Raw genomic sequence first — 5,323 nt, forward strand, 5'->3', positions numbered from 1 at the left:
CACGTGGCTTCGACGTCGTCACCCCTCCCGGGCCCGGCGGCCCCCTGGGCGGGTTCGGGACCGCCGTCCCCGGGGCGCGGACCGGCGCCGCGGGGAACTCCACCGCGCCCGACCCGGCCGCGCGGAACCCGCTCGCCGGTGGCGGCCAGGCCTCCTGGGCCCAGCAGGTGCATCAGCTGGCCGGGGGAGGGGAGGAGCAGCCGGTCGCGCCGTGGAAGCCGGTGGTGGAGGACCCGTTCCTGGCCGCGGCGAGACGGCAGGCGGCGGGACGCCCCGCGGGGCTCGGCAAGCGGCTGGTCGCCCGGATCATCGACAGCCTCTTCGTCGGCGCCGTCACCGCTGCCGCCGCCGTACCCCTGGGCGTCCGCACCGTCGACCACCTCCGGCACAAGATCGACGCGGCCCGGCTGTCCGGCCGTACCGTCACCGTCTGGCTGATCGACGGCACGACCGGCACGTACCTCGCCGTCGTCCTCGCCGTACTGCTCCTCTTCGGCGTGGTCTACGAGGTGCTGCCCACCGCGAAGTGGGGCCGTACCCTCGGCAAGCGGCTGTGCGGGATCCAGGTGCGGGACATCGAGGCGCACGAGCCGCCCACGTTCGGCGCGGCCCTGCGCCGCTGGCTGGTCTACTGCGTGCCCGGACTCCTCGGCATCGGGGCGGTCGGCGTGCTGTGGGGGCTGTTCGACCGCCCCTGGCGCCAGTGCTGGCACGACAAGGCGGCGCACACCTTCGTCGCGGACTGAGGCCGCCGGACGGTACTCCGTACGGCCGCCCGCCGGGTGCGGAGCCGGGGCGTTCGCGGTCCACTCGGGCCATGAGCAGCGAACCGCCCTCCGGCTCCGGACCGCAGCCCCCCGACGACGATCCGCTGAGGAAGCGCCCCCCGTCGGAGCAGGGCGGGGGCTCGCCGTACGACGCCCCGCACGGCGGCCAGCAGCCCCCCGGCGGCGGGCAGCAGCCTCCCCCCGGCGGTCAGCCACCCCCACCGCCCGGCGGCCCGCAGCAGCCCGGCGGCAACCCCTACGGGCCGGGCAATCCCTACGGCGGCCAGGGCGGCGGCAGCCCGTACGGCGGTCAGGGCGGCCCCTACGGGGGCCAGGGCGGCGGCCCCTACGGAGGCACCGGAGGGCCGGGCGGTCCCGGCTACCCCGTCGACCCCCTCGCCGGGATGCCCCCGCTCGCGGACAGCGGCAAGCGCACCATCGCCCGCATTCTCGACATGATCATGGTCGGTATCGTCGTCTGGCTGGTGACCTGGGCGTTCGGGGTGCATCAGTACGACGTGAACGGCCAGAACATGAACGCCGGGAAGTCCTTCGCCCAGTCGATCATCGCCGCGATCCTGTACATCGCCTACGACACGATCCTGATCGCGAAGACCGGCCAGACGCTCGGCATGAGGTGGTTCCACATGCGCGTGGCCAACCTGGACAACGGCTCCACCCCCTCCGGGCAGACCTCGCTGGTGCGCGCGCTGGTGCTGTGGCTGCCGTTCGCCTTCTGCTGCGCCTGCATCTGGACCGCGATCTGCGGTGGCTGGAGCTACTTCGACCGCCCGTACAAGCAGGGCCTGCACGACAAGGCGGCCAAGACGGTGGTGGTCAGCACGCGGTAGCCACCGGCGGGAAGAGAGGGCGGCGCTCACGCGGGAGAGGGGCGGTCCGGGGCGAGAGACCCCGGGCCGCCCCTCTCCCGCGCGTACGGCGCGGGAGGCCAACCGCCCTCAGGAAGCGGTCCGTTGGCGCACCGGCTCGGACGCCGCCCCGACCGGCTCCCGCCGCGCGCTCTCCAGCCGCGTGGGCGCCGGGATGCTCTCCGGGGCGGCCTCGGGGCGAGCCGTCCGGGCCCGCCGGGGGTGCGGCACGGTCATGGCCACCAGGACGCCGAGGGCGAGCGCGGCCAGGGCGATCACGGCGATCCCGGGGCCGGAACCCGTCTGTGACAGCAGCAGCATGGCGAGGGTGGAGAAGATCACGGTGCAGGAACCGTAGGCGAGCTGTGCGGCGGTCGGACGAGGCATGGCAATCGTGTCCTCGGAAGATGATGTGGGGGTGCCACTGGACTCTCCCCGCGTCCATGCCCGAGTCACACGCCGGGTAAGCGTGACCTTGCCCGGGGCGCCGGTGCACAGGGGGCGCACGGAGTCATGACCTTCGCCAACTGGGCGTATGCACGCGCCCGTTGAGGGGACGCGGCCGTCCGCAAAGCGAACCCCCGCTCCGCATAGTGCACCTGTCCTGTACAAGTCAAGGTCTGTCTTTTCTTCTAAACCTCTAGTCAAATAACGGCACTTGACTACACGCGTTGATCGAGCGCGCACGGAATCTTCCATGAAACCGGAACCCTCCTGCCGTGCGCGCGGCGCGGGGGAGGAAATCAAGTGACCAGCAGATCCTGGACGTTCAGATCCACGGCGATAGGCGTAGCCCTCGCCGCGGCCTCCGCCACGTTCGCGACGTTCGCCGTCGCGGAGGCGAGCGCGGCGCCCCGGTCGGCGGCCGAGAACCGGCACGACCCGGCACCGGTCGCTCAGCGGGAGCACGACCTCGACGGTCCGCTGAGCAAGACCCAGCAGGCCCAGCGCCGGGAGGCGCTGACCCAGGTCATCTCGGGCAAGGCCAAGCCGCAGGACCGCAACGGCTCCAAGGTCGTCCAGCTCAAGGGCAAGAAGGGCGACAGCAAGTACGTCGAGCTGGGCCGGGAGAAGACCGACAAGATCTTCACGATCCTGGTGGAGTTCGGCGACAAGACGGACTCCCGGTACGGCGGCACCCCCGGGCCGCTGCACAACCAGATCGCCGCGCCGGACCGCAAGCAGGACAACTCCACGGCCTGGCAGAAGGATTACAACCAGCAGCACTACCAGGACCTCTACTTCGGCACCGGCAAGGACACCGAGTCGCTGAAGAAGTACTACGAGAAGCAGTCCTCGGGCCGCTACTCGGTCGACGGCGAGGTCACCGACTGGGTCAAGGTCCCCTACAACGAGGCCCGTTACGGCTCCAACAAGGCCTCCACCGGCGCCTGGTACGCGGTCCAGGACGGTGTCAACGCCTGGGTCGCCGACCGCGAGGCCGCCGGTGACAGCGCTGCGGAGATCCGCACGGAGCTTGCCAAGTACGACCAGTGGGACCGTTACGACTACGACGGCGACGGCAACTTCAACGAGCCCGACGGTTACATCGACCACTTCCAGATCGTGCACGCCGGTGAGGACGAGTCCGCGGGCGGCGGCGCGCAGGGCGAGGACGCCATCTGGGCCCACCGCTGGTACGCGTTCGGCACCGACGCCGGTGCGACCGGTCCGTCCGACAACAAGCTCGGCGGCACCCAGATCGGCGACACCGGCATCTGGGTCGGCGACTACACCATCCAGCCGGAGAACGGCGGACTCGGCGTCTTCGCCCACGAGTACGGCCACGACCTCGGGCTGCCGGACGAGTACGACACCGCCGGGGGCGACAACTCCACCGGTTTCTGGACCCTGATGTCCTCCGGTTCCTGGCTGGGCACCGGCAAGGAGTCCATCGGTGACCTGCCCGGTGACATGAACGCCTGGGACAAGCTCCAGCTGGGCTGGCTCACGTACGACACCGCCAAGGCGGGCGTCTCCTCCTGGCACAAGCTGGGCCTTTCCGAGTACAACACCAAGTACCGTCAGGCGCTGGTGGTCTCGCTCCCGGACAAGGAGGTCACCACCGAGGTGGTCACCCCCGCGCAGGGTGCGAGCCAGTGGTGGAGCGGCAGCGGCAACGACCTCAAGAACACGCTGACCCGGTCCGTCGACCTCACCGGCAAGTCCTCGGCCACGCTGAGCCTGGACGGCTGGTACGACATCGAGGCCGGCTACGACTACCTCTACACCGAGGTGTCCACCGACGGCGGCGCCAACTGGACCGCGATCAACGGCACGGCGGACGGCGCGGCCCTCCCGGAGGACGGCTCCGGCAAGCCCGCGCTCACCGGCACGGTGGACTCCTACCAGAAGCTGTCGTTCCCGCTGGACGCCTACGCGGGCCAGAAGATCCAGCTGCGCTTCCGCTACCAGACGGACGGCGGTGTCGCGCTCAAGGGCTTCGCGGCCGACGAGATCGCGGTGACCGCCGACGGTTCCGCCGTCTTCTCCGACAACGCCGAGTCCGCTGACGCCGGTTGGGCCGCGAGCGGCTTCTCCCGGATCGGGGCGTCCTTCACCAAGGACTACCAGCAGTACTACATCGCGGAGAACCGGCAGTACGAGTCGTACGACAAGACCCTCAAGGTCGGTCCGTACAACTTCGGCTTCGCCTCGAAGCCGGGCTGGGTGGAGCACTACCCGTACCAGAACGGCCTGTTGATCTGGAAGTGGGACACCTCCCAGGCGGACAACAACACCAACTCGGCCGACGGGCACCCGGGTACGGGCCTCATCCTGCCGATCGACTCGCACCCGGCGGCGCTGAAGTGGGCCGACGGCACGCTGCTGCGCAACCGCATCCAGGCGTACGACTCGCCGTTCAGCCTCTACGGCACGGACGGCATCACGCTGCACAAGAGCGATGTCGCGTTGAAGATCAAGGGGTCGAAGGGGGTGTCGGTCTTCAACGACCACACGAACACCTACTACGACCCGGCGAACCCGACCGGTGGCGTCAAGATCACTGACACCAACACCAAGATCAAGATCACCAAGGAGGCGACGGACGGCTCGACGATCGAGCTCGAGGTCGGCGCCGCGGTGAAGTAGTCGGCATCATCGCAGGTCACAGATGTATCGGCGGCAATCCCCTGGCGGGTTGCCGCCGATCGTGTTTAGGTGCGTCCTGTGGACGGCTTATTGACACCGGACGGAACGGGGATGTGACCGCATGGCCGCAGGAGGCTTCAGCAGACTGCCGAACGGCACGGTGGTGGTGGCGTTGAACCTGCCGCACGGCACCGCCGGGGTCCGCGTCCTGGTGCACGCCCGCAACCGCGCCCGCGCCCTGACCCGCCTCCGCAACCTCGGCCTCCGAGCGGTGTACCTCCGGGGCAACACGGCGCCCCCCACCCCGGACGAGATTACGGCGGTCCTGCACCATCCGGACGGCCTGGTCTGGCGCACGGCGCCCTTGGACGGCACGTCGGCGACGGGGCTGTGGCGTCCGATCCGCTCCTTGCTGCGGCCTGCGGTGCCGTCGGGTCTGTGACGTGCGCTGTCGGGTGCGGGTCCGTTGCGGCTGATCGCGCAGTTCCCCGCGCCCCTTCAGGTGGGACCGGTTCCGTCGGCTACGAGGGGCCTCCTGCTGACCGACGGAGCTGATCCCACTCAAGGGGCGCGGGGAACTGCGCGACCAGCCAC

Annotated in this window: 5 protein-coding genes; 4 read left to right on the forward strand and 1 reads right to left on the reverse strand. The window is 70.2% G+C overall.

What is annotated here, in order from left to right; translation table 11 throughout:
• Both GTW40_RS19895 and GTW40_RS19900 read left to right on the forward strand, forming a co-directional pair.
• The coding region (locus GTW40_RS19895; RefSeq protein ID WP_237525588.1) for an RDD family protein at window positions 1-746 on the forward strand (746 nt) is incomplete at its 5' end.
• Between the two features lie 71 nt (window positions 747-817).
• The gene (locus tag GTW40_RS19900; protein WP_161181551.1) at window positions 818-1,618 is read left to right on the forward strand and encodes an RDD family protein; all 801 of its coding nucleotides are present in this window, start codon (window positions 818-820) and stop codon (window positions 1,616-1,618) included.
• Window positions 1,619-1,726: 108 nt separating this feature from the next.
• On the opposite strand, the gene GTW40_RS19905 is transcribed toward GTW40_RS19900, so the two are convergent.
• Entirely contained in the window at window positions 1,727-2,023 is a 297-nt protein-coding gene (locus tag GTW40_RS19905; RefSeq protein ID WP_161181552.1) for a hypothetical protein, read from the reverse strand.
• A 360-nt stretch (window positions 2,024-2,383) separates the two neighbouring features.
• Here GTW40_RS19905 and GTW40_RS19910 point away from each other — a divergent pair, with 360 nt between their 5' ends.
• Both GTW40_RS19910 and GTW40_RS19915 read left to right on the forward strand, forming a co-directional pair.
• The gene (locus tag GTW40_RS19910; RefSeq protein WP_161181553.1) at window positions 2,384-4,729 is read left to right on the forward strand and encodes an immune inhibitor A domain-containing protein; all 2,346 of its coding nucleotides are present in this window, start codon (window positions 2,384-2,386) and stop codon (window positions 4,727-4,729) included.
• Between the two features lie 121 nt (window positions 4,730-4,850).
• Window positions 4,851-5,171 carry a hypothetical protein gene (locus GTW40_RS19915; protein WP_161181554.1) on the forward strand — a complete coding sequence of 107 codons (321 nt, stop codon included), beginning with the start codon at window positions 4,851-4,853 and terminating at the stop codon, window positions 5,169-5,171.
• The last annotated feature ends 152 nt before the right edge of the window (window positions 5,172-5,323 follow it).

The organism is Streptomyces sp. SID4985, assembly GCF_009863025.1.
Classification (GTDB): Bacteria; Actinomycetota; Actinomycetes; order Streptomycetales; family Streptomycetaceae; genus Streptomyces.

Coding starts and splice junctions, on each gene's coding strand:
- GTW40_RS19900 (WP_161181551.1), top strand. CDS start 818: ATGAGCAGCGAACCGCCCTCCGGCTCCGGACCGCAGCCCCCCGACGAC.
- GTW40_RS19905 (WP_161181552.1), bottom strand. CDS start 2,023: ATGCCTCGTCCGACCGCCGCACAGCTCGCCTACGGTTCCTGCACCGTG.
- GTW40_RS19915 (WP_161181554.1), top strand. CDS start 4,851: ATGGCCGCAGGAGGCTTCAGCAGACTGCCGAACGGCACGGTGGTGGTG.